This window comes from Paenibacillus sp. FSL H7-0716 (genome assembly GCF_038002705.1).
Taxonomy (GTDB): domain Bacteria; phylum Bacillota; class Bacilli; order Paenibacillales; family Paenibacillaceae; genus Paenibacillus_AQ; species Paenibacillus_AQ odorifer.
Genome location: NZ_JBBODA010000003.1, coordinates 70113 through 94089 on the forward strand (window position 1 = coordinate 70113; position 23977 = coordinate 94089).

The 23977-nt window shown below is 45.1% G+C and carries 28 protein-coding genes and 1 riboswitch; of the genes, 5 read left to right on the forward strand and 23 right to left on the reverse strand.

Features of this window, described 5'->3' with window-relative positions:
• Positions 1-1476, reverse strand: coding sequence for an alpha-N-arabinofuranosidase (locus tag MHH60_RS05085; protein ID WP_076138314.1), 1476 nt, complete (start codon positions 1474-1476; stop codon positions 1-3).
• Positions 1473-2843 (reverse strand): arabinan endo-1,5-alpha-L-arabinosidase, encoded by a 1371-nt coding sequence (locus MHH60_RS05090; RefSeq protein ID WP_076138316.1) that lies wholly within the window; start codon positions 2841-2843, stop codon positions 1473-1475. The genes MHH60_RS05085 and MHH60_RS05090 overlap by 4 nt, the downstream gene beginning before the upstream one ends.
• A 376-nt stretch (positions 2844-3219) precedes the next feature.
• Between MHH60_RS05090 and MHH60_RS05095 the strand changes: the two genes are divergently transcribed.
• The gene (locus MHH60_RS05095) at positions 3220-4176 is read left to right on the forward strand and encodes an ArsR/SmtB family transcription factor (RefSeq protein WP_036675692.1); all 957 of its coding nucleotides are present in this window, start codon (positions 3220-3222) and stop codon (positions 4174-4176) included.
• 133 nt (positions 4177-4309) lie between these two features.
• Positions 4310-4468 carry a hypothetical protein gene (locus tag MHH60_RS05100; protein WP_036675694.1) on the forward strand — a complete coding sequence of 53 codons (159 nt, stop codon included), beginning with the start codon at positions 4310-4312 and terminating at the stop codon, positions 4466-4468.
• A gap of 574 nt (positions 4469-5042) precedes the next feature.
• Here MHH60_RS05100 and MHH60_RS05105 read toward each other — a convergent pair.
• The 17 genes from MHH60_RS05105 to MHH60_RS05185 all read right to left on the reverse strand — a co-directional run bounded on the left by MHH60_RS05105 (position 5043) and on the right by MHH60_RS05185 (position 18301).
• Positions 5043-5195 (reverse strand): hypothetical protein, encoded by a 153-nt coding sequence (locus tag MHH60_RS05105; protein WP_162636701.1) that lies wholly within the window; start codon positions 5193-5195, stop codon positions 5043-5045.
• A 35-nt stretch (positions 5196-5230) separates the two neighbouring features.
• On the reverse strand, positions 5231-6001 hold the full coding sequence (locus tag MHH60_RS05110) for a class I SAM-dependent DNA methyltransferase (RefSeq protein WP_038569469.1): 771 nt from the start codon (positions 5999-6001) through the stop codon (positions 5231-5233).
• Positions 6002-6057: 56 nt separating this feature from the next.
• Positions 6058-6981 carry a CvfB family protein gene (locus MHH60_RS05115; protein ID WP_076138318.1) on the reverse strand — a complete coding sequence of 308 codons (924 nt, stop codon included), beginning with the start codon at positions 6979-6981 and terminating at the stop codon, positions 6058-6060.
• Positions 6978-7325 carry a ribosome silencing factor gene (gene rsfS, locus MHH60_RS05120; protein ID WP_036675699.1) on the reverse strand — a complete coding sequence of 116 codons (348 nt, stop codon included), beginning with the start codon at positions 7323-7325 and terminating at the stop codon, positions 6978-6980. The genes MHH60_RS05115 and rsfS overlap by 4 nt, the downstream gene beginning before the upstream one ends.
• A complete protein-coding gene (yqeK, locus tag MHH60_RS05125; RefSeq protein WP_076125176.1) occupies positions 7322-7900 on the reverse strand; it encodes a bis(5'-nucleosyl)-tetraphosphatase (symmetrical) YqeK in 579 nt (192 codons plus the stop codon). Before yqeK ends, rsfS begins: the two co-directional genes overlap by 4 nt.
• Positions 7872-8474: a nicotinate-nucleotide adenylyltransferase gene (locus MHH60_RS05130; protein WP_076138319.1), complete on the reverse strand. Its 603-nt coding sequence runs from the start codon at positions 8472-8474 to the stop codon at positions 7872-7874. The genes yqeK and MHH60_RS05130 overlap by 29 nt, the downstream gene beginning before the upstream one ends.
• Before the next feature lie 36 nt (positions 8475-8510).
• Positions 8511-8804 carry a ribosome assembly RNA-binding protein YhbY gene (gene yhbY, locus MHH60_RS05135; protein ID WP_036675703.1) on the reverse strand — a complete coding sequence of 98 codons (294 nt, stop codon included), beginning with the start codon at positions 8802-8804 and terminating at the stop codon, positions 8511-8513.
• A 67-nt stretch (positions 8805-8871) separates the two neighbouring features.
• Positions 8872-9744, reverse strand: a complete 873-nt coding sequence (aroE, locus tag MHH60_RS05140; RefSeq protein WP_076138320.1) for a shikimate dehydrogenase — start codon at positions 9742-9744, stop codon at positions 8872-8874.
• A gap of 17 nt (positions 9745-9761) precedes the next feature.
• Positions 9762-10889 carry a ribosome biogenesis GTPase YqeH gene (yqeH, locus tag MHH60_RS05145; RefSeq protein WP_076138321.1) on the reverse strand — a complete coding sequence of 376 codons (1128 nt, stop codon included), beginning with the start codon at positions 10887-10889 and terminating at the stop codon, positions 9762-9764.
• A gap of 2 nt (positions 10890-10891) precedes the next feature.
• Entirely contained in the window at positions 10892-11413 is a 522-nt protein-coding gene (locus MHH60_RS05150) for a YqeG family HAD IIIA-type phosphatase (protein ID WP_076138338.1), read from the reverse strand.
• An 87-nt stretch (positions 11414-11500) separates the two neighbouring features.
• Positions 11501-13741 (reverse strand): transglutaminase domain-containing protein, encoded by a 2241-nt coding sequence (locus MHH60_RS05155; RefSeq protein WP_076138322.1) that lies wholly within the window; start codon positions 13739-13741, stop codon positions 11501-11503.
• 1 nt (position 13742) lies between these two features.
• The gene (locus tag MHH60_RS05160) at positions 13743-14987 is read right to left on the reverse strand and encodes a DUF58 domain-containing protein (RefSeq protein ID WP_076138323.1); all 1245 of its coding nucleotides are present in this window, start codon (positions 14985-14987) and stop codon (positions 13743-13745) included.
• Position 14988: 1 nt separating this feature from the next.
• A complete protein-coding gene (locus tag MHH60_RS05165; protein ID WP_038569465.1) occupies positions 14989-15945 on the reverse strand; it encodes an AAA family ATPase in 957 nt (318 codons plus the stop codon).
• 155 nt (positions 15946-16100) lie between these two features.
• Positions 16101-16451 carry a stage V sporulation protein AE gene (spoVAE, locus tag MHH60_RS05170; protein WP_036675923.1) on the reverse strand — a complete coding sequence of 117 codons (351 nt, stop codon included), beginning with the start codon at positions 16449-16451 and terminating at the stop codon, positions 16101-16103.
• 2 nt (positions 16452-16453) lie between these two features.
• The gene (spoVAD, locus tag MHH60_RS05175) at positions 16454-17485 is read right to left on the reverse strand and encodes a stage V sporulation protein AD (protein WP_076138324.1); all 1032 of its coding nucleotides are present in this window, start codon (positions 17483-17485) and stop codon (positions 16454-16456) included.
• Positions 17482-17985, reverse strand: a complete 504-nt coding sequence (spoVAC, locus tag MHH60_RS05180) for a stage V sporulation protein AC (protein ID WP_076125192.1) — start codon at positions 17983-17985, stop codon at positions 17482-17484. The genes spoVAD and spoVAC overlap by 4 nt, the downstream gene beginning before the upstream one ends.
• Before the next feature lie 139 nt (positions 17986-18124).
• A complete protein-coding gene (locus MHH60_RS05185; protein WP_155288103.1) occupies positions 18125-18301 on the reverse strand; it encodes a hypothetical protein in 177 nt (58 codons plus the stop codon).
• A gap of 247 nt (positions 18302-18548) precedes the next feature.
• Here MHH60_RS05185 and MHH60_RS05190 point away from each other — a divergent pair, with 247 nt between their 5' ends.
• Positions 18549-19622: a M42 family metallopeptidase gene (locus MHH60_RS05190; RefSeq protein ID WP_076138325.1), complete on the forward strand. Its 1074-nt coding sequence runs from the start codon at positions 18549-18551 to the stop codon at positions 19620-19622.
• A gap of 491 nt (positions 19623-20113) precedes the next feature.
• Here MHH60_RS05190 and MHH60_RS05195 read toward each other — a convergent pair whose 3' ends face one another.
• From MHH60_RS05195 to MHH60_RS05205, 3 genes are all read right to left on the reverse strand, one after another.
• Positions 20114-20953, reverse strand: a complete 840-nt coding sequence (locus tag MHH60_RS05195) for an aldo/keto reductase (RefSeq protein WP_218640693.1) — start codon at positions 20951-20953, stop codon at positions 20114-20116.
• A 195-nt stretch (positions 20954-21148) separates the two neighbouring features.
• Complete coding sequence (locus tag MHH60_RS05200) at positions 21149-21463, reverse strand: DMT family transporter (RefSeq protein WP_036675721.1); 315 nt, start codon at positions 21461-21463, stop codon at positions 21149-21151.
• Entirely contained in the window at positions 21464-21826 is a 363-nt protein-coding gene (locus MHH60_RS05205) for a DMT family transporter (RefSeq protein ID WP_076138328.1), read from the reverse strand.
• Between the two features lie 84 nt (positions 21827-21910).
• A riboswitch (guanidine-I (ykkC/yxkD leader) is annotated at positions 21911-22018 on the reverse strand.
• A gap of 150 nt (positions 22019-22168) precedes the next feature.
• On the opposite strand from MHH60_RS05205, the gene MHH60_RS05210 reads away from it, so the two are divergent.
• Positions 22169-23107, forward strand: a complete 939-nt coding sequence (locus MHH60_RS05210) for an MBL fold metallo-hydrolase (protein WP_076138329.1) — start codon at positions 22169-22171, stop codon at positions 23105-23107.
• Positions 23108-23135: 28 nt separating this feature from the next.
• On the forward strand, positions 23136-23474 hold the full coding sequence (locus MHH60_RS05215) for a hypothetical protein (RefSeq protein WP_341161116.1): 339 nt from the start codon (positions 23136-23138) through the stop codon (positions 23472-23474).
• A gap of 51 nt (positions 23475-23525) precedes the next feature.
• Here the strand turns inward: MHH60_RS05215 and MHH60_RS05220 are convergent, their stop codons facing one another.
• Positions 23526-23942 carry an HIT family protein gene (locus tag MHH60_RS05220; protein WP_076138049.1) on the reverse strand — a complete coding sequence of 139 codons (417 nt, stop codon included), beginning with the start codon at positions 23940-23942 and terminating at the stop codon, positions 23526-23528.
• Positions 23943-23977: the final 35 nt, after the last annotated feature.

Sequence of the window (23977 nt, forward strand, 5' to 3'; positions counted from 1 at the left end):
TTATTCCAGAGTCAAGACTACCACGGAAGCAGGTGGAAGCTCGCAGCTCAGCTTTTCACCTAATAAAGACGCACCCTCAAAAGCTACAGGAGTAACTGTATCCGGTGCCGCAAACGTATTGTGCGCTCCCAGCACGGAATGCGTTAAAATCTGACCTGTCACTTTGCTAAAGGTAACCTCTTCAATACCAATACTTAGCAATGCGCTGTCATTATGGCTCAGGTTACAGAGTGAAACATAGACTTTTCCATTCGTATCACGAGATGCAGAAACGCTAATCTGTGGAATTGTAAGCTCCCCAAACGTATAATCAGGGCTCTCAATAGTAACTTCAAGCAGTTCATTATCCTGATGCTCTTTGTACATTTCAAATACATGATAGGTAGGCGTTAGAATCATCTTGTCGCCCTCCGTCAGGATAAGAGCCTGCAGTACATTGACCACTTGAGCCAAATTCGCCATTTGCACACGACTGCTATGCTTTTGGAAAATATTCAGCGTTACCCCTGCTACCAATGCATCTCTGAGTGTATTCTGCTGATACAGGAACCCTGGATTCGTACCAGGTTCATTTAAGAACCAGGTTCCCCACTCATCTATAATCATTCCAACCCGCTTATCCGGGTCATATTTATCCATAACCGCTGAATGTTTAGTAATTAATTCATCCATATGCAAGGTTTTTTGCATAGTCTCAAACCATTCGGCTTCGTCAAAACCTAAAGCGTAACGTTTCTCTTCCCAGCTTCCAGGAATCGTATACGAATGAAGACTGAGACCATCCATAAACCGTCCAGCTTCGCGCATTAACACTTCCGTCCAATTATAATCATCAACGTTGGCGCCACCAGCGATTCTATAGATCTGATTTTCACCATAATTGCGCACATATGTCTGGTAACGTCTGTACAAATCTGCATAATATTCTGGACGCATATTGCCGCCGCAGCCCCAGTTCTCATTACCTACACCAAAATACTTCAATTTCCACGGCTCTTCACGCCCATTTTCACGACGCCAGTCCGCCATCGGTGATTCGCCTTCAAAGGTCATATATTCAACCCACTCCGACATCTCCTGAACAGTGCCACTGCCAACATTCCCGCAAATATACGGTTCACAATCCAGCAACTCACATAATTCAAAAAATTCATGCGTCCCAAAATGATTATTCTCGACAACACCGCCCCAGTGGGTATTCACCATCCGCTTACGGGTTTCTTTTGGACCGACGCCATCCTTCCAATGATACTCATCGGCAAAACAGCCCCCCGGCCAACGAAGGACAGGAATATTAACTTTTCTGAGTGCTGCTAGGATGTCATTGCGGAAGCCCTTGGTGTTCGGAATCGGTGAATCTTCCCCCACATAGATCCCATCATAGATACATCTGCCCAAATGCTCAGCAAAATGACCATATAGATATTTGCTGATCTTATTAATTCCTTTACCTGCATGTAGCTTGATCGTAGTCATCTATTCTCTTCTCCATTCTTTTGCTTACCCCAGATGGAAATTCCGTTTTCATTTAATCCAGTAAATACAAGGGTCTGAGTTTCTTTCTCCCAATCCCATGACGGAAGCAATTGCACCTTCTCTATCCGGCCTCTACCCTCGACAACATCATTCCAGACCAAGGTCAGGACTCTGCATCCATCAAAAGACCAGCTTCCCTTTCCATTCGCACCTTCCAGCTTAAAGTCAGAGGATAGACTTATGACGGCAGACTGAATCTGGCCATCCGCTGAGGGGTCCATTACAATCCATTCCCACTGTCCTGCGATTAGCTGTTCTGGAATATCCTGTTCGACTTCACCCGCATACCGTTCTGGAGATACAACAGGCCAACCATCCTCTGTCCACAGAATTCGACGAACCTGTAAATAGGACCAATGTTTATCGATTTCACCACGTGCATGATGAACTATATAATAGCTCCCATCCTCATGAAGAACTGAGTTATGACCGGGAGCAATCCAACCTGGATCTTGTCCAAAGCGATAGCCACCCAGTATTTTATTGCCGACCTCATATCGGGGTTGATGCACACTATCAGTCATATCTCGTCCGTTATAATCCACATATGGGCCGGTAATAGTATCTGCACGAGCGACACGAACGTTATAATCCTCAAACAGGGAGTCATAGGAGACGAACAAATAGTATTTTTTGAATTGCTCGTTATACACTATGTACGGTCCTTCAACTGCTCCATCTTTAATGGTATTATCCCGTTTAGCGATCAGCGTACCAAAACCTTCTTGCTTCGGTTTGCCCGTTTGCGTATTCAGCTCAATGATATGAATTCCACCAAAAAAAGAACCATACACCATCCACATTCGTCCATCTGCATCGGTAAGCACATTGGCATCAATTGCATTCAGTGAATCTTCAGCACGCGTCTGAATCACTACACCTTCGTCGGTCCAAGGTCCCTCAATAGAAGATGAAGTTTGAAGTCCGATTAGCGATTGTCTACTTCCGAAAGAGGAGGCCGAGTAATACATTCGGTACTGATCACCATATTTCACCACATCGGGTGCCCATAAATTAGTAGCCCCTGCCCATTCCTTCGCAACTTGGGGAATTCCCGGCAGCGCATAATGAACCCATTCCCAATGGATAAGATCCTGTGATTTCCGAACCATTACGCCTGGACGTAATTCTCCTCCAACTCTTATGTCGGTAGAAAAAACATAGTAACCCTCATCTGTTTTAATAATGCCTGGATCATGTGTGTTGTGAATCGTCCATAAAGACTCGATATCAATCACTGATAAATCATACATTGGCATGTTCCCCGGGGAACTTGGAAAGACAAGATCTGTTGTTTTTTTTACCATTAGATTATCACCTCAGAAATAGCAACAGCTTGAGTAGCAATAAATATTAAATTTAAAATGAAAAAATATGTATTCGCTTACAATATAAAATAACATATATAAAAAGCCTTGTAAATATATTTCTATAAACCTTTTTATATTTATATGAAATTAAACTCAGAATAAATGAATTATGGCGAAATAACAGCCTTTTTCTTTAGATTAATTCTTCATTCATTTAAATTTTACTAAATCAAATAAAAATCACGCCAAAAACCCCTCTTATATTCGTACATTCTACAAAATAAGGAAGTATACTTTATTTATATGCCTTATTAGTTTATAATTTTATAAAATAGTATAATTTATGACGTAATCGGAAGAAGGTATTGATAAAATGATCTATATTAAAGATTTAATGAGTGGATTAGAAATTTTTAAGGCACTAAGCTCAGAAATTAGAATCCTCATTTTAGAGCTCCTGGCCACCAATCAAGCCTTGAACCTGAATGAAATTGCCAAGAAACTAAACCTCAGCAACGGCGCCATCACCATGCATATTAAAAAGTTAGAAGAAAGCGGTCTCATTGAGATAAACACGTCAGTGGGTAAACACGGTATTCAAAAGGTCTGCTACTTAAATAAAGACAAGCTTATTGTTGACCTTCGCAGCAAGGATGTTGATAATCTTTACGAAGTGGAAATTCAAGTAGGTCATTACAGTAACTATCAGGCTGTTCCAACTTGTGGACTGGCTACCAAAGACAGCATCATCGGGGATTTCGACGAGCCGCGTTATTTTGCAGATCCGCAGCGAATTGAATCCGAAATTATTTGGATGGCTGAAGGGTTCCTCGAATATAGAATTCCGAACTACCTTAAAGCCAACCAAACGTTCCGCGAAATTCAGTTCTCGATGGAGATCGGCTCTGAAGCTCCTGGGTCTAACGATAACTATCCGTCCGACCTTTATTTCTATTTAAATGGAATTGAAATCGGATTCTGGACTAGCCCTGGCGATTTCGGAGATACCCGGGGAACATTTAACCCCGATTGGTGGCCTCCGCACCTAAACCAATACGGTATGCTGAAGCTGATCCGTATCAATAATGAAGGCAGCTTTATTGATGGCTGTCGGATTTCTGATGTGACCCTTGATGATATCCAATTGGATTACAAAAGTGAACTCACATTCCGTATCGCAGTAACCGACAAGCCTACAAACAAACGTGGACTCACGATTTACGGAAAACATTTCGGCAATTATAGCCAGGACCTACTGGCACGTGTGTTATATGATGTACATGAAGTTGGAGAGGGCCTTCCTCGTAACGCTGTTATAATAGCAGAGTAACCAACCCTGATTTAAATAAGAAGACCCTAGATTCAGTTAAGGCTGATCTAGGGTCTTTTTGTGCTTCGTATATTTTTTCGATATTGAACCATAATAACTTTGTCTCCCAAACCACCGAGAAGGAGTGTTTCGAATGCGTGAAGGTCTAATTCCCGCTGTTCTTGGAACCGTCGTAACCGCTTCTAGCGCCGCTTTTCTTGGAAGCAAGTATAAGATGGCAGCAACAGGCGTACTTGGATTTGGTCTGGCTCATGTCGTATTGGGTGCCATTGATCTGTTTGAGCATCGGTAAGGATTGGAAGATGCCGGGTGGTATGAACACTGCCCGGTTGATTTTGTATTTCTTATGTTGGCGCAATTACAAGCTGCTCCAACGGATGACGTCATAAAAAAACAGCGCTTCTCCTGATATCGGAGAAGCGCTGTTTATGTTTGGAGCGCTGGCTGGTTGCTCCAACCTTGTCTCCATCATCTCACGTAGCTTACGTATCTCACGTATCTCAGGTATCTCACGTGGCTACGGACCCAGATGACGTTATTTGCATATTTTTAGCTCTTGGAGCATGTTTTCGGACTCCAGTGACGCTATCCATTGGAAAATGACCAATATTGGACGTATTTCAAGCCAATAGCTGCAATGGAGTCCGATAGCACCCAAAATATTGGAAAGTGCTGCGTATAAGGTCAGCTGGGTCCGATAGCTACTACAAATGCGTATATCTGATGGTAGTTGTGCATGCATGTGTGTTGGGTAGTCAAAACCCACACACTTCCGCAAAGGGTGATGCATGAGCATTCGAGAGCAGGAATCCACACACTCACGACAGCGGTGATGCATGAGCATTCGATAGTGAAAACCAACACACTCACGCCGGCGGTAATGCATGAGCATTCGAGAGCGGGAACCTACTTGTTTCCAGCAGCGTCAACCAATGTGCTTCCAACAGCAGCATTCCACTCGCTTCCCCCATCAATAAGCTAAAGTCAAAAAAAGGGGCTGTCCCAGCAGCTATTTTCATAGCTTATGGGACAGCCCCTCTTAGGATTTGAATAATTATTTTATAGCTACATAAAATAATCGTTCAGCATCATCTTCTGCCTCTACCCACTCGAAATCGGCGTAGATCTTCACATCACTAAACCCAGCCTTAAGCAGCTCTTCCTTCATCCAGTTAGGATCGTAGGCACGCTGAATATGGGTCTCTTCGAATCGGCGATAGCGATCGCTATGTCCGTCTTCACGGGCAAAAATGGACAAATGATGTTCAATTTCGCGGCGTGGAACATCCATCTCACAAGTCCAAATATAAGAAACAGATGGCTCGTCCAGAATAAAGGGCTGTTCTTCTTCATAACGAATTAGTGTGTTTGGATGATGCACATCGAACAGGAAGGTTCCGCCTTGCTTTAACCCTGCATAGGTACTGGCAAAAACAGCGCTGATGTCATCCTCTTCCAACACATAATTCAGACAATCACAAAAGGAAATTACAGAATCCACCAGCTCCGGAAGCTCCCATTCCTTCATGTTTTGCCTAATCCAACGAACACTGCCTTCGCGCAAAAAACGCCGTCCCTGGGGATGCTCCTCCATTTTGCGCTGTGCCACTGAGAGCATATCAGAAGATAAATCGATTCCGGTCATATGATATCCTGAACCCGCCAAAGGAATTGTAATACTTCCTGTTCCGCAGCCAAGCTCGGCTACAGTTAACGGTTTGCCGTATTTACTCCATGCGGCTTCAGCAAAGGATATCCAATCTGGATACGGCATATCTGCCATAAGCTCATCGTATACATAAGCAAATTTCCCATAGGAAGACACAATTACACCGCTTTCTATAACAACATTTTATAAATTCCGTCTATTGAATCGTGAACTTAATCCGTCGTTTCTTCTTGCACTTCGGTTGTTCCGTCTTCATTATCCTTAGCAACAAGATAAGTCCAATTCTCTTTTTGAGTAATATGGCCTTCCTTCATCAGCTTCCCAAGTGCACGCTTGAAGGCGGATTTGCTGATTCCGAATCGTTGTTTGATAATATCTGGCGGCGTAGCATCGGAATAAGGCATTGCTCCACCTGGACGAGCATTTAAGAACTCCAAAAGTGCGGCAGAATCTACATCCATCCCCACTTCTTTACGAAGACCCATAGAAAGGTTAACGCGTCCATCCTCACGGATATGAGAGACACGTGCTTCAAACTGCTCACCAAGACGCAGCAGACGGCTCCGCTCCGATGAATGGACCATACCGATAATTCCAAAGCCTAACACACCCGCATCCACAAGTACAAAAGTACCCATTTGCAGCGGCTTATACACTCGGGCTGTTACAGTCTGTCCCATCCAAGATTCAGGTGCAGGCAGAGCTAGAGGAGCAAGCTCCTGTTCTCCGGCCAGCTTAGCACGCAGACGCCCCTGTTTATCATGCTCCATGATCGCAAACACATAGTCCCCAACCTGCGGACGCAGCTCTGGAAGCTCTGGAAGCTCACGGATAGGCAGCAGCAGCTGACGTCCAAGACCCATTTCCAAAAAGCAGCCCAGACGCGGATGAATATCAGCCACTTCCAATAACGCCATCTCGCCCAGCGTAAGAAATGGTTTTTTCATAGTTGCCGCAAGACGGTCCTCGGTATCAAAGAAAATGAAAACTTCAACTTTATCGCCGGCTTTTACCTTCTCTGTCAGCTCCGTATAATGCAGCATAACATCTTGGTCTCCAGCATTCAGAAAAAATCCGTATGGGGAAACTTCCCGCTCTACATGAAGTGTAACCGTAGTTCCTGCAATCAGGCTCATACAGTCTCCACAACCTTGGCATCGGACCACAGACGCTCGATATTGTAATATTCACGCTCATCGCGGTGGAATATATGAACGATAACATCGCCAAGATCCATCAGCACCCAGCGTGCTGAATCCATGCCTTCAATCCCTTTGATCACTCCGCCTGCTTCATGAACCACTTTACGGACTTCGGTAGCGATCGCCTGTACCTGAATATCCGAGTTACCGTGACATACGATAAAGTAATCACTGATTGGTGAAACATTACGTAGATCTAGTGCCACGACGTTCATTGCTTTTTTATCTTCAACAGCCTTAAGGGCCAGTTCTAACAGCTTGCTTGGTTGTACACTCATATTTTATCCTCCAATATTCTAACTAAATCATTACGCGCCAGTACCGTTAAGGGGAAAATCACCCGGCGTTTCTCCAGTAACAAACTAATCGTAGAATCGAACCCAGCGACTAATCCTTCTTCCAAACTTACTTGTGCCTTCTCGCGTATTTTATCAACCCCGGGAAAATCACGCCCAGGCTCGATGTAGTCAGCTAGGCAGACGATCTTTTCAAGTAAACTCATGTCTTCACGGCCTGAGGTATGGAAACGAATCGCATTGATAATATCTGGATCCGTAATCCCATAGTCTTTCTCAGCTACAAAGGCGCCTACTTCCGAATGCCACATCTGCTTGTCATACACCAGAAGATCCAAATTTAATTGATTTTGTTCAATGATCTCCTTCATACGCTCAACTGGCCAATACTTGGCCACATCATGCAGAATTGCTGCTGTCTCTGCACGCTCAGGGTCAGCACCATATTGCTTCGCCAGTTGAATAGATGTCTCCATCACGCCGAGTGTATGCTTCCAGCGCTTATCAGGCATCTGTGCGGAGACCGCCTCAATCAGCGCTTCGCGGCTGTATGCCATACAATCCACTCCTTTGAACATAATCGAACACTGCCTCTGGAACCATATAACGAATAGATTTACCTGCTGCCGCCCGTTCTCTTAACATCGTTGACGAAATATCAACCAGTGGCATATCTGCAAGCAATACCTTTTTTGCTATAAAGTCTGGCAATGCATCCAGATCAAGAGGTGTTCCCGGACGACCCACACCAATAAATGTAAGCCGTTGCACCAGTTCTTCAATCTCGTTCCATTTCGGCAAATACTGGACCATATCCGCTCCAATGATGAAATATAGATCGAAATGCGGATACTCCTCTTGCAGACGTCTTATGGTCTCATAGGTATAGGAGACGCCACCTCTGACAACTTCCCAATCTAATGTGCAAAAAGCTTCGTGATTCTTCACCGCTTCCTGCACCATGGCTAGTCGGTCTTCTCCAGATACACCCGCCTCATGTTTGTGAGGCGGAATATGTGAAGGCATAAACCATACCTCTTGCAGCCCATAAGTATCTCTTGCGGCTTCCGCTGCCATCATATGACCGATATGAAGAGGATCAAAGGTACCTCCCATAATTCCAACTTTCAAGAGGACGACCTCCTCGGTAAGGTATACTTACAGCTATTAACGCGGCAGCTCAATGGTTTTGTTATCACGTGATTCTTTGTACAGAACGACAGTCTTACCGATCACTTGCACAAGCTCAGAACCCGATTGTTCAGCCAGAGCAGCACCGATTTCCTTGGGATTCTCAATATTATTGCTCAGTATACTAATCTTCATAAGCTCGCGCTTCTCAATAGCTTCTTCAATATGGCGTACGAGGTGATCATTTACTCCACCTTTGCCCACTTGAAAAATAGGATCGAGATGGTGCGCCAATGAACGAAGATACCGTGTTTGTTTACCAGTTAACATAAATGAATAACTCCTTAATTAACATATATTATTACCTATTATTACCCTAACTTGATGAATCCATTTCTTACTCATTTCCACCCAAACAATCGACAATGGTCTGCCGCATGATTTCCGTAGGTGCAGGCTGCCCTGTCCAATACTCCAGTGCATAAGCTCCCTGATAGACAAACATACCAAGGCCTCCATGAATCGTACAGCCCCGTTCGAGTCCTTCCAACAATAGCCGCGTACGCAGCGGATTATAAATCAGATCGCTTACGACCATTCCTTCACGAAGCAGTCCAGGATCTATCGGTGTCTCATCCATATGAGGATACATACCTACGGAGGTAGTATTGATCAGCACGTCTACACCACTTAGCATTTCTGCTACTTCGTTCATGCTAACCCCGATGACATTCCCTTGGCTCCGGCACTGTGTCGCCAAGTCCTCTGCCTTATCAACACTGCGATTAGCAATAATGATTGAAGAAGGCTTCTCCTGAAGTAGTGCGGCAACAATTCCTCTTGCTGCTCCACCGGCCCCGATAACCATAATCTTCACACCAGACAAATCAGAAATAGCTTCCGCTTTGAGTGAACGCACATAACCGATCCCATCCGTATTATATCCGGTGAGCACTCCGCTATCATTAACAATCGTATTGACTGCACCAACAGCTACTGCACTCTCGTCTAATACATCCAAATATTGCATCACCGCAACCTTATGCGGAATCGTCACATTCACACCACGGAAACCAAGCGTACGGATCGCTTGCACCGCATCGCCCAGCTTCTCCGGGCGGATGTGAAGCGGTACATAAGCACCCGGAATTTCCAGCGCTTGCAGCGCTGCTTCATGCATAATTGGAGATTTGGATTGTATAATAGGATCTCCCATTACACCGAGGAGAATATTACCGCTATTGTAGCCTTCGACTGCAGTTGTAGACAATAGATTATCCTCCCTCGTTAAATCATCGAAGGGCGGGTAAGCACCTTCACACCACGCGGAACGTGAATGGCCACTACTGCACCTTCAGTCCCATTAACCTTAATCCAGCCCAGACCCGAAATGTACAGATCGGTTCTGCTGCCCCGGTTAATCCGGAACTCATGCCGCTGCCAAGGTGGCAGCTTGTCCATCCGGTCACTTCCCGGTGGAGACAGCATTTCACCGCGATGATCCTGATAGAGGGAATCTGCGCGTTCCAGCTTCGTGCGATGGATTTTTAAAGTACCACTAATAAAGCAAGTGAACGATTGATGCGGGCCTTGTACGAAATCAAAACGTCCCAGTCCACCGAAGAAAAGAGTCTGTCCTTCGTTCAACTGATAGACTGTTGGCTTCAAAGGATTGGCAGGCATAACTGCATCCAGATCCTGACGCTCAACTAATTCACTATAACGCCAAGGATACACAATCCCTGGAGTATCTATAATGTAGTGGCCGTCATCCAGTGGAATTTTGACCGTATCGAGTGTTGTGCCAGGATAACGTGAAGTCGTTAACTCCTGCTCTAAATCGCTATAGTCCGAAATCAGACGATTAATAAGCGTGGATTTGCCCACATTGGTAGCACCTACTACATATACGTCGCGTTGACCGCGCAACTCCGTTACGGCTTCCAGCAAACGGTCAAAACCTTGATTGCGTTTCGCACTGCAAAGTACGATTTCAGCCGTCCGCAAGCCTTCCTCTTTACAGCGCTGCTGCATCCAGTTACGCAACTTGTTCCAGTTTGTAACCTTCGGCAGCAAGTCACATTTATTCACTGCAAGAATAACAGGGTTATTGCCAACAAACCGCTGCAGGCCGGAAATCAGACTGCCTTCGAAATCGAAGATATCGACAATATGAATAACAAGCGCATTCTTCTCTCCTACTCCACTCAGCAGGCGAAGAAATTCATCCTGATTCACCGAAACAGATGAAGCCTCATTATAATTTTTAATCCGGAAACAGCGTTGGCAAATCACCGGGTCCCGTTCAAGTGCAGCCTCCGGAAGGTATCCTGGTTGATCCTTATGATCCGTCTGAAGCTTGATGCCGCAACCGCTGCACTTCTCAGGACGCTGTGTTTCGCTTTGTTCGTTCATTACTATTTATCCTCCTCGTGCCACAATCCTTTTTTGCGAAGCCGTGTCAGAGCAACCCGCTCTACCCGGCGATTAAACCTTGTGCCGAACCCCTCGTCCTTGACGGAGATTGGCAGTACCAAAACAGTATACAGGCCAAGGCGATTGCCGCCGTATACATCAGTAAGCATTTGGTCTCCCACCACAATCGTTTGTTCAGGGGGCAGTTCCATCTGCTTCATCGCTTTGAGAAAAGGAGCATTACTCGGTTTACGAGCCTGGTGCACAAATTCAATATTAAGCGGTGTTGCAAAGCGGGACACCCGTTCCATGTTATTGTTAGATACGATGATGAGCTTAAAGCCCAGTTCCTTCACCTTTTCGAACCATAACAACAGCTCCGGAGTAGCCACAGGCGCTTTGGCACCGACCAGTGTGTTATCCAGATCCGTGATGATTCCGCGATATCCCTGTCTATACAGCTCGTCCAGAGCAATATCGAATACCGTATTCACCCGGAGTTTGGGAACTAACATTTTAAACAATACGTTCACCTCGATTTCATACAAAAAACTATAACATACTCCTTGCGCATCGCAAATAAATCTGTAGCTATACTTTCACGCAAAGTGTTATTTCTTGGATCTCATTTTTCTCCGCACCCACAAAGCTTCAGTATACACGCTCTGCCAGTCTTTGTCTTCAATAACCTCAGGGCTATATTTCGCCTTTTCGAACATTGTTAGTAGTGAGTATAGATGATCAGCCACTGCCGGCCGTTCTCCACTCCAGCGATCTACGGCTTCACGTAAAGTTTCGTGCTCTTCTTTTAGCATTCCCTTGCGATGCAAATACCTTACCCAACGCTCAGTTTCCGCCACTACTTTCTGATCTGGCGTTAAAGGCCGGCCATTGCGCAGCTGCTGCATGAAGAAGCGAAGCTTAAAGCGTCTATGCCAAACTATAAAAATCGTCCAAGACAGCAACACCACTACAGCTGCCACAACAACCCATAGACCTACATGAAACCCTTGATCTTCTTGTGCATTATTCACTGGCGCTGGTGTAGGTTCTGCCTGCTCTTCTTGATCTTCTGGCTCGACTTCAGGGGTTTGCTCACTCTGAGTTAAAAGCGGAATATTAAATCCAGGTGTAGCTTCAACTGGAATCCAACCATAATCACCAAAGTAAACCTCAGCCCAAGAGTGGGAATCCGCATTGGTAATTGTATAGTTATTATTCACTGTGCCGGATTGCTGTTGTGCCGGATTCATTGGGATTTCTGGCTGTTCCCCAGGTGCGTACCCCTTAACCCATCGTGCAGGGATGTTCAGAGAGCGCGCCATAGTAACCAGTGCCGTAGAATAATAATCACAGTAACCTTCCTTTAACTCAAACAAAAACCCTTCTACAAAATCGTTGCTTGTGACACGTGATATATCTGGATTATTGGTATATGGAAAGGTTTGTTGTAAGTATTGTTGCAAAAGCGCTGTTTTTTCATACGGCGTTTTTCCTTCAGCCGTGATTTCCTCAGCCAGCTCCCTGACTCTTTTAGGAAAATCGTTAGGCAGTTGAAGAAACATTTTCTCCAAATCGTTCCCTTTATATAGCTCCTCATACGTCTTTGTTGTCAATTCTTGAACAGGAATTACAGGAACCTCAGACGTCACCTCAAAAGTAGACGGATAAGCGAGTTTCTTCCCATCCACATCCCAGATCAGCTCGCTGTCTCGGCTTCTCCAGGAGAGTCCATCTCCAGCTTTTTCCCCATTTAAAGAATCCACCGAAGATACTGAATAAGTGCCAAATAGTACGGGAAATTCATTATTATTAAGCACGGTTACTGTTTGTTTCAGTGTTCGTGTATTTACTTTAGAACCCACACTGCTCTCTAAAGCTTCACCTACATCCACCGCTTCTAGAGGTCCCCGATTTAACCGATCTCTATCGACCCAACCTCTTCCGGAATATAATCTGCGCGTTTCTCCCCGCATATAAATACGCAAATCAGAAACCACTGTCATCACCGGTGTATAATCGAAGGTAAAGCCGCCACCTAGTTGATCATCATTCAGACTGTAGCCTGACGAAGTATTGTTAGTAGGGGAGACAGAACCCATCTCAGATTTCGTGGTCCCAACTGTGCCCTTCCCAGAAGACTTCCCAATCCCATTCCATTCTTGCCAAGCGGTATAAGGATCGGTTAGGGTAGGCCTTACCCCAGGCATATTCACTCCAATTAGGATGACCAAAGAGAAGACGATGGCAATATTAATGACTATTTTCGTGGGATATTTCAGCAGATGCACCCAACCACGCGGATAATGAAGCTGGAAGCTTCTCAGATGCTGGCTGACCAGCCAGCCCATCCCCGCAAATACCGTCCAGGCTACTTCCTGCCACAAAACAATAGATGTAAAGGAATCCAAGGCAGCCAAGGCCACTATGTTCATTCCTATAAACCATAAAATACGTCTTTTTGAGGATGCCCACCAAGACGACAACAGCAGCAGGGCCGAGGCTCCGAGAGCAAACCAGATATAGGGCACCATATGAACTGCAATATCCTGCAGTCTGTCCGGGAGGGTTGTTGCCCAAGGATCAGTAACGTATATACCATAATTGATAAGTATCCGATAAACGATATAAATAATAGCTGCCGCTTCAATAAAGAGCCTTATCTGAACCTTTACAGGAATTATGATTTCAATCACAGTGATTGTTATTAATGCAGCCCACACAACAGCAGTTGTCTGTCTTAACCAGATAGGCTCCGTATAAGAGACCCACTGGTGGGCTATAATCAAAAGCCACAATAGACCTAAAGAACGGTGCCAGGAGAATTTCATCTGATTCCACCAGTTTCTCATATCAGACTTCCCCTCCTAATACTATGGGAAGCTCTTGCAGTGAGCTAATGCTGTAGCCTGTAATCCCCCGTGATCTTAGAACGTCTGTCCAATCTGTGCTGCTATTCGTTTCTGATGAATTTCCTAAATGAATGTGCGACGGAGTCATCCCTCTGCTGTCAGCCCAACGTAGTGCATCCAGTACAGGCTGACCACGTTGAGGACTAATTAGTACGAAGTATGAGCCTTTAGGGAACATACGGTAACCTTTTTCCAAACGGGAAATGAGTGGACCGTGCCCTTCGGCGTTAAGATCGATCAAATATTGAATCATTTTCTGACGCTCGGCAGCACCTTCAACAGGTGCAAATACCTTCGTGGTCTTATCCAAACAGCAAAGACCGATCCCAATTCGCTCTCGAATGCCGAATCCAAGTAGTGAGGCTGCAACGGAGACTGCGAGTTCAAATTGATTCGAATTCATATAAGCAGAAGCAGAGCCGTCCAGAACTAGAATGGTTTTGGGAATCGACTCATGCTCGAACTCTTTGGACTTCCACGAGCCTGTCTTTGCCGTTGCATTCCAATGAATACGTGTTAAGCGGTCGCCATATACATAGTCGCGTACACCGTTAATTTGGGTAGTCTCACGACGGGATTGAACTACAGAGGTCTGTGGCCCAGAAAGACGGGATTTTCTTTCATATAACTGCCAACGCGGAACATAGATTGCACGAGGCAACACCTGAAACTGTCCTTCAGCCAAAAAAGTACCTTTATGCTCGACAAGGCCGAAAATATCTTGGCTGATGATATCCGTATCTGAAAATGTGTAAGTGCCCCGTTCCAGAACTGGTGTCTGAAACCGCAGTTCCCCAAGTCCTCTGAGGCTGGGAATCAGACTTTCTTCAAATACCCATGATTCGCCATTATGCCGTTTCAGAACTTCCCTAACAACTACATAAGGTAAAGGCAAAATCCCCGGGATTGTGACCTTCAGACCTACACGAAGATACCCACCGGCAGAGAGCAAATCTCCCTTATCCTGTTCGGCATAAAAACTGCGAACACCCTTAGCCCGCCGAACGCCTCCCAAACCTCCAGCAATCAGATATGCAATAAGTACAGAGACCATAATAAACAACATAAATGCAGTTTTACCGCCCTGAAATAGTACATATAAGAGAGTAATACTCCAAATTACAAGAATGCTGGCGAATTTAGTAGGCTGAATGCGAGCTGCCACCGTAGACAAATAACGTCTCATATTATTGCCTCATCGTAACAGGCACATGAATGCTCTGCAGAAGCTTTTGAAGCAGTGAATCTACGCTAACATTATCTAGGCGCGACTCTGGACGCAGCAATATACGATGACCCAAGGCAAATGGAGTAAGCACCTTTACGTCATCTGGAAGCACATAATCTCTTCCCTGTAAGAAAGCATAAGCTTTACAAGCCAGCATAAACGATAACGAAGCTCGTGGACTTGCACCGAGCAATACAAGCGGATGCTCTCTTGTCTGGCGCACAATATCTAACAAGTAATTCAGTACAGGATCACTCATATAAATCTCACGAATCTCCTCCTGAATACTAGCGATCTGCTCCATACTAGTGACAGCCGTAAGCCTGTCCACTGGTTGACCTTCTTGATGGCTCAACAATAGATTTTTTTCGGTTGCTGCATCAGGATAACCAAGACTAATTCTTAGCATAAACCGATCCAACTGAGCTTCCGGCAACGTGTAGGTTCCCTCAAAATCTATTGGATTCTGGGTGGCGCACAACATAAATGGATGCGGCAGCGGATAGGTCTCCCCATCTACGGTTACATTTCGTTCCTCCATCACTTCCAGAAGGGCGGATTGTGTCTTTGTGGTGGCTCGGTTAATTTCATCGGCCAGCAGGATATTCGTCATCACTGGACCTGGGCGGAAATGAAACATCTCATCTCTAGGATGATACACAGATACACCGGTAATATCACTCGGAAGAATATCCGGATTACATTGTATCCGGCGATACTCTCCGGACATTGATCTGGAAAGTGCGCGAATAAGCTGGGTCTTTCCTGTTCCCGGCACATCCTCGATCAAAACATGACCACCGGCAAGCAGCGCTGTTAGCAGCAATTGTATTTCAAATGATTTTCCAAGTATGCAGGATTCTAGATTATTACGGACAGCATTCATGATGTGCATTGATTCTTGACGAACGGGCATATATGATCCTCCTAGGTCAGAATAAGCAGTAATATTTATATTTTACATGATTAGGGGACCCAAAGTACATTGTTGAAGCTTACGAAGTGTAAACAAACCAAAAACCCGCAGGACACAATGTCCCGCAGGTTCTAATCTAAAGCACTATAATCCCATTATCCTTTAGGCCGAACAACCAATGCAGCCAGGAAAGAGAACACAATCGCTGACGAAATCCCTGCGCTTGTGATATCAAAAATCCCTGTAACTACACCGATCCAGCCATCCCGTTCCAGCTCTGTCAATGCCCCATGGACCAAAGAGTTACCGAAGCTTGTGATTGGAATGGTTGCGCCCGCACCCGCAAATTTCACAAGTGGATCGTAGATGCCAAAAGCATCAGCAATCGCTCCGGCTACAACTAATGTACTCATCGTATGTGCAGGTGTCAGCTTCAATACATCAAACATCAGCTGGCCTATAACGCAAATGGCTCCTCCGATCAGAAAAGCCCATAAGTAAATCATCATTAAACTACACCTCCACTTTCTATAGCAACAGCATGAGCCACACACGGAATGCTCTCTCCCTGCTGGTATGACAATGGGGATAGTAAGGCTCCAGTTGCCACAATCAGCACCCGTTTTAGTTCACCTTTTTTAATACGCTTGAGTATATGACCATAAGTCACTACCGCGGAACACCCGCAACCACTTCCTCCGGCGATCACATACTTCTGTTTCTCCAAATCGTAGATAAGCAAACCGCAATCATCAAAGGTTGTTTGCTCCATTGGGATCCCTTCTTTAGCTAATAAGGTTTTCGCAATGGGCAAGCCTACAGAGGCAAGATCACCTGTAACAATTAAGTCATAATGCCCGGGGGATAGTCCGGTATCCCGAAAATGCGCAGTGATCGTATCCGCCGCCGCCGGTGCCATAGCAGTTCCCATATTAAAAGGATCTGTCAAACCGAGATCCATTATTCGTCCAAGGGTAGCCGAGACCACTACCGGATTGTTGCCAGTTCCATCATTCTGACCTACTACAGCACAGCCCGAGCCTGTGACCGTATATTGCGCCGTTGGCGGCTTCTGTGAACCGTATTCGGTAGGATAACGAAATTGCTTTTCTACCGTACAGTTATGGCTGGATGTTCCCGCGAGCACGTATTTGCTGCCTCCGGAATCAACGATCATAGAGGCAATTGCAAGGCTCTCCATGGAAGTGGAGCAAGCACCAAAAACTCCAAGATAAGGCACACCTAATTTTCTTGCCGCGAAGGAGCTGCTGATAATCTGGTTCATCAAATCTCCGCCAACAAAAAACTCCAGCTTCTCCTTATCCAAATTTGCATTAATCAGTGCCAGTAGGGAGGCTTTTTCGAAAAGAGCCCGCTCAGCCTTTTCCCATGTTTTTTCACCCATTTCCAAGGAATCAAATATAAAATCAAAATCTGACGTTAATGGACCCTCTCCCTCTTCAGGACCCACTACAGCAGAAGAGCCTAAAATAACGGGACGGCTCGTGAACTCCCAAGTCTGACTGCCAAGCTGTTTCATGTATGTGCACCTCCGCCTACGCCTAAAAAGAGATAGACGATACCAATTATGAAAGCAGCGACGGCACCAAATACGATGACTGAACCCGCCAGCTTGAACATATTGCCGCCTACACCGAGAACAAGTCCTTCCGCACGATGTTCAAGAGCTGCTGAGCACATACTGTTCGCAAAACCAGTAACCGGAACCGCAGTTCCTGCACCGGCCCATTGAGCCAGTTTGTCATACACGCCAAAGCTGGTCAGGATTACAGAGAGTAGAATCATCGTCGCTACAGTTGGACTTGCGGCTTCTTTGGAGGTCATATCGAATATTGCCATATAAGCCTCCTGAATCCCTTGTCCAATTACACAGATTAGGCCGCCAGCAAGAAATGCTCGCACACAGTTTTTGAATACGGGCCTAGCGGGTACAAAGGGCTTGGACAATTTCTCGTAATCTTGCGGGGTCAGGGTATCAAGCTTCAGCTTGACACCCGATTTTTTCGTTTTCGCCGGCATTAAGGGCACCTCCTGAAAGTTAGGCGAAGGGGGCTGACAAGCATAATAGTAGTACTCACTTTGAGCCCCTCAAGTTGTTTCTTCGCTTAGAAGTTTTCCTTATTGTTTGCCATACCCCGCTTCGTTATGTCCCTCCAATTCAGGAAAAATACAGTAACACAACTATCAGCAGCAAGAACAGCACAAGAATAAGCACTGCTTCCTTTTCCAGAGAGTTGTGGCGCCAGTAACGTCTGCGCGCTCCGCTAACCTTTAGGTTTCTTTTGGAGTATCCTCCCTGCACCCTTCTTTTGGGTACACTACCTGCTACCCTCATTTCCTTCGCATCCTTTCTAAAGCTCCTGCCACCAGAGCCCCTATTGCATTGTATTCGCGGAGCGTTCACCGGGTGTTCATTTGTCTCTTTAGCATGGACAAGTGAGCTCACAATGTTCATACTAAGTGGCAGGAAGAAATAACGTTGTCGTCCATTTTGGATGGCAACCGTTTCTCGTAGAACTATAAGGATAATGTATAACGCAAGGCTTATACGTCCTTATATTTTAATAAAGGAGTGATTTCTAATGAATCAAGAAACATTGGATCTATTCAAAACACTTACCGAATTCCCGGCAGCCCCGGGCTTTGAGCGCGAACTCCGCGCTTACGTCAAGGATGCTATGGCACCTTATACCGAAGAGTTCGTGCAGGATCGTCTCGGAAGTTTGTTCGGCGTATTGCGCGGTGAGGAAAACGGGCCAAAAATTATGGTCGCTGGACATTTTGACGAAGTGGGCTTTATGGTCACCGGAATTACTAACACCGGGATGATTCGTTTTCAACCGCTAGGTGGCTGGCTCGCTTCTGCTGTTGCTTCTCAGCGTCTCCAAATCATTACAGCAAAAGGGACTTTGACCGGTGTTGTTGGCAGCACGCCTATCCACCTACTAAGCGCTGAAGAACGCGGCAAGACAGGCGAAATTAGCAAAATGTATATTGATATCGGTGCAGACAGCCGAGAAGAGGCAGAAAGCTTTGGCGTCAAACCAGGTCAACAAGTACTGCCGATCTGTCCGTTCACCCCGCTTGCTAACCCTAAAAAAATCATGGCTAAAGCGTGGGATAACCGTTACGGCGTAGGTCTCGCTATTGAATTGGTTAAATCATTACATGGTAAAAAGCTGCCTAATACTGTTTATGCTGGTGCTACCGTCCAAGAGGAAGTCGGACTTCGTGGAGCACGTACAGCCGCTAATCTTCTGTCCCCAGACATCTTCTTCGGCTTGGATGCGAGCGCTGCTGCCGATATGACCGGGGATAGCCAAGCCTTTGGCCATTTGGGTAAAGGCGCTCTCCTGCGCATTTATGATCCTACGATGGTTACCCATCGCGGCTTAATCGAATATGTACAAGACACAGCGGATACTCACAAGATCAAATACCAGTATTTTGTCTCCCAAGGTGGAACAGATGCAGGTCAGGTTCATGTAAGTGGAATCGGCGTTCCTTCCGCAGTCATCGGAATATGCTCCCGCTACATTCATACTGCTTCATCAGTTATTCATAGCGATGACTACGAAGCTGCTAAAGAGCTGTTAGTTAAACTGGTAGAAGGCCTCGACCGCACTACACTGCAAACAATTATTGAGAACAGCTAAGTTCTTATTTTTAAAAGAGCAGCGATCCTTTTTGAAAGGATTGCTGCTCTTTTTTGGCTCGGGGCTTACAGACCTGTGTCACTTGCGCCCCAGTGGTGTTTACAAACCCCGATATTACTTTTAAAAACCAATTGCGCTTATGCTTATGCACCCCATTACCCGCTGATCCCGCCATTGATACAACGACGGACCCATGATGCTTACGAACCCACGTTGTTTATTGTTTACGCTCTCAAGTTGCTTCCGGACCCAGATGACGCTATTTGCTAATTTAGAGCCTTTGGAGTAAAGTTCCGGACCCCAGTGACACTATTCCAGAGAAATGGCCTCATAATCGGTGTCATTCATGCTAATAGCGACTCTGGTGTCCGATATTCCCCCAAAAGTGGCATAATTCTGCGTTTAAGATCATCTGTGTCCTATAGAGACTCCCCTTATCTCTTTTCATATAAAAAAAGCCCGCCTCAACGGCGAGCTCTTTAACTGTTATATCAACTCATATCCAGCGGCACTTTCCACGAAGGTATCGGGAAAGCCTCATCCAGCTTCCATCTTTCTTCTTCACTCAGCGTAATTAAACCTGCAGCAGCATTCTCAATTACATGCTCACGTGAAGAAGCTTTCGGAATCGTAATGATCTCCTCCTCGCGAATCGTCCAAGCTAACATAATTTGTAGTGGGGTTGCGTTATGAACACGGGCAATTTCCTGAACTGCCTCACTCTCGATAACCCCTTTGCGGAGCGCGCCCGCTTGTGCAAGCGGAGAGTACGCCATTACGGGCATCCGGTGACTTTTCTGCCATGGCAGCAATTCAGCTTCAATGCCTCTCGACCCTAAATGATACAGCACCTGATTCATAGCACATTGAGTTCCCCCAGCTATACTAAGCAGCTCTTTCATATCGTCAACATCAAGGTTCGATACACCCCATCTTGCTATTTTACCTTGAGAGACCAGTTTCTCCATGCCTTCCACAGTCACTTCAAGCGGAATATCTCCCCGCCAGTGCAGTAAATAGAGATCCAGATGATCCGTATTCAGTCGTTGCAAGCTTTCTTCACAGCTGCGAATAAGATTCTCGTTGCCGGCATTATGTGGGTATACTTTGGATACCAGAAAAACGTCATCCCGAATTCCTTTAATAGCGTCACCTACTAAAAGCTCTGAGTTTCCTTCCCCATACATCTCCGCCGTATCTATCAAATCCATGCCTAATTCCACGCCTAATCTAAGAGCAGCAATTTCTTCCTCTCTACGGGAAGCATCATCACCCATATTCCAAGTTCCCTGTCCTATTCTAGGCACAGAGGTACCGTCTGGAAGCAGCATGCGGTTAGCTCGGTTCACTTTCACAATTTCAGCCAAATGCTCGATTGAATCCTTAGTCATTGTAAAAATCTCCTTACCGATAAATTGTATACTTACTTTATACGACCTTTATGACCCTTTCGAAACATCTGAATCGTGTCTAATTTATAACTTATCTTTCCTTTAGGAGAGAAAAAGCAACAAATTGATTGCTAACTACGCTATCAACTTCAGCCCCACTGCGGCTCCCAGTATCATAAAAATACAGATAACCCGCCGCCAGTCTTTGGCCTCCCCATATAAAAGCATCCCCAAAATCGCTCCACCGGATGCACCGATCCCCGTCCATACCGCATAAGCTGTACCCATAGGCAAACTTTTCATTGCAAATGATAGAAAAAGAAAACTTCCTCCAAAACCAAGGAAGAGCAGCAAAAACGACTGCAGATTCCGGTGTTTATTCAACCTGTTGATCATAGCCACTCCGAACATTTCAAACAATCCAGCAACAACCAAAAATGCCCATGCCATTTAAGACTCCCCCTTTATTTCAGTTTCTTTGATATCTTTGGTTTCGTTAGTTACCATTTTCAGACCTATAACTCCTGCCAGCAAAATAACCACTAGTACCAGCTTCATTAGCTTGAAGGGTTCACCGAATAAAACCATGTCCGCAATGACTGTTCCTGCCGTCCCCAACCCAACAAATACAGAATATACGGTACCCACCGGTAATTTACTGCTTGCTGAAATAATGACATAGAAACTTATTATTATGGCTACAACTGTGATCAGCCACTCCCACACGCTTGAAGCATGCTTTAAACCAATGACCCACATGACTTCGAAAATCGCAGCGCCAACTACCTTCAGCCACTCTGAATTTCTTTTCATTTCAAGCCCTCCTTCAATTCACCCTATCTTATGATTGCCCACGGACAAACAAATAAGCCCGGAAGGTCATCGCCAAATGGCGATACCTCCCGGGCTTTTATCCCTCCGTGTAGACACAAACTTAATGTTCGTGCGTTTTCCCTCGGACCAGACCAGCTGTGCACTCGCTGCGGAACCCTAGAAAACAAATAAATGATTAAGTTACATCGTATGGTAGCAAATCGGGCGTATAAAAGCAACCTTTTTTCTATTTCAAGCGTAATTAAATCACAGTATAAAATTCCATAAAATTATAAAATAGATATAAATTTTATTCGATTATCTAGGAAAAGAGGTTAATTCATGTTCCTTTCCAGACATTTTAACTGCGTCCCTCTAGTGGAAGGCATTTATTGCCTTGAAGCGAAGGAGCAAGGCGGAGCCATGAGCAATGCCGGTTTGATAGATATGGGTGATTACACATTAATCTTTGATACATTCAACACTCCACAAGCTGGCAAAGATCTTAGGGATGCCGCTCTGTATTATTTTAATAAACCTATCAAATACATCGTCAACAGCCATTGGCATGGAGACCATGTTAGAGGGAACCAATTCTTCTCGGATGAAGTAATCATATCCTCCAGTAGGACTAGAGAGCTCATGATAAAAAATCAACCAGACTGGCTTGCCCGAATGAAGAAACTGCTTCCTAATCTTGAAGAAGATCTTACGAAGCTTAATACATCTCTCGAGCTCGAACTGAACGATTCCAAACAACGAGAGCTCCTTTCGCAAATAAGTTATTTACAAGAAATCAAAGAGTCTATACTAACGCTTGAAGTAACGCTTCCCCAACTAACTTATGACCGCAAAATGACCATACATGGCTCGGCTAGATCCGTTGAGCTCTTATCGGTGGGTGCTGCCCATACGGAATGCGATTCTATTCTATTTTCTCCTTCCGATTCTTTAGCTTTTGTTGGAGATATTGTCGCTGTTGATAATCATCCATTATTAGTAGACGGTAATCCCTTATCCTGGTTGGAGGCACTTACTTATGTCGAGCGCTTAGATGTGAATATAATTGTTCCCGGTCACGGGCCCGTTACTCAAAAACATTATCTACAGCAAATAAAACGGTATATAAATGATATAATCCATATTAGCGAATCATTGATACACGAAGACATGAATGTGAATGTGAACCATATAGAAATTCCTGAGCCTTATCAGTGCTGGAATTATGGGAGTATTTTTTACAGAAATCTTGAGTTTTTGACGAAAGCAGCTAATAACTAATTTTTGGAGTTGAAGGGAGAGGTTCGTTATGGTTTTTGGGATACTATTTGTAGGTGTCGCTGTATTTATTATTATACAAGCCGTTATACGGAATGGCTCGAGCTCGAACAGAAGTACCTTTGATAGAAATAGACAAAATGATGCCGCCAACATGTCTTTTATGGCTGCCAGTCATCCGGATCTGCTGGATCCAAACCACTCTAACCACTCTAATCATTCTAACCACCACCATAATCACCACGGAGATCACTCGCATCACCATTCTGGACCTGACAGCGGGGGGCATAGCTGGGGTGGAGACGGCGGACATAGTGGCGGTGGAGACGGCGGTGGGGGTGGAGATGCTGGCGGGGGCGGTTGTGATTAATTGAAAAGAAACGAAAAGGACATCCCTGATCCTTCAGGAATGCCCTTTTTTTTAATACTCATTTATGATACTGAGAATTTTAGCTTGAGTTTGGCTTAATAACTTTTCGGCACCGTGCGGATGGATTGGTTCGCTCCAAGCGAAGCCATCTCCTTCGTATCTAGGGATAAGATGCATATGATAGTGAGTCAGGTCGTTAAACTTCCCGCCATTTTGGCAAATGCTGATGCCAGCAGGTTCAAACAAAACCTTCAGGACAACTGATAGCTTCTTTGAAGCGTCCATAATCGCATACGATGTTTCTGAATCGATATCTTCAAGATCCCAATAATGCTTTTTAGGGAGTATTAAGAGATGTCCTTCGTTAAATGGAGCAATGTCGAGCACACAAGTTACAAATTCATTCTCGTATACTACGTTTACGTTAGCCTCAATCCCGTTAGCGATTCGACATCCCAAACAATCCATACAGGCACCACCACTCCATCCGAAGAAATTAAGAG